The sequence below is a fragment of the Maritalea porphyrae genome (genome assembly GCF_027213965.1).
GTDB lineage: Bacteria > Pseudomonadota > Alphaproteobacteria > Rhizobiales > Devosiaceae > Maritalea > Maritalea porphyrae_A.
Window position 1 is genome coordinate 1 of record NZ_JAPWGX010000067.1, and the last position, 249, is coordinate 249.

The following is a 249-nucleotide window of genomic DNA, read 5'->3' on the forward strand; positions in this document are numbered from 1 at the left end:
CGATAGAAGAGCAGGTGGCCGCCCAGCGAGTGATTGCTAAAAAGTTACTAAGAGCGTCATACTCTTTGGTGATGTATCGAGATAAACGTTGGTTTGATGACCCTATACAATGTGGCAAGGTATTCTTAACTTATCATCCTGAAAAGCAGCTTGAGATCGAGCGGCTAGAAATTTTACTTTCTGGCCGGGGTATTCCCAAGCGTTCTGTTATCGGGCTAATTGATGCGTTTGGTGATTGGTTAGTCAAAC

The 249-nt window shown here is 44.2% G+C and carries 1 protein-coding gene; it reads left to right on the top strand.

Annotated features, from left to right (window positions below; translation table 11 throughout):
- Positions 1 to 249 (top strand): hypothetical protein (locus tag O4H47_RS18040; RefSeq protein WP_269395406.1); only part of this gene is annotated, 249 nt, incomplete at both ends.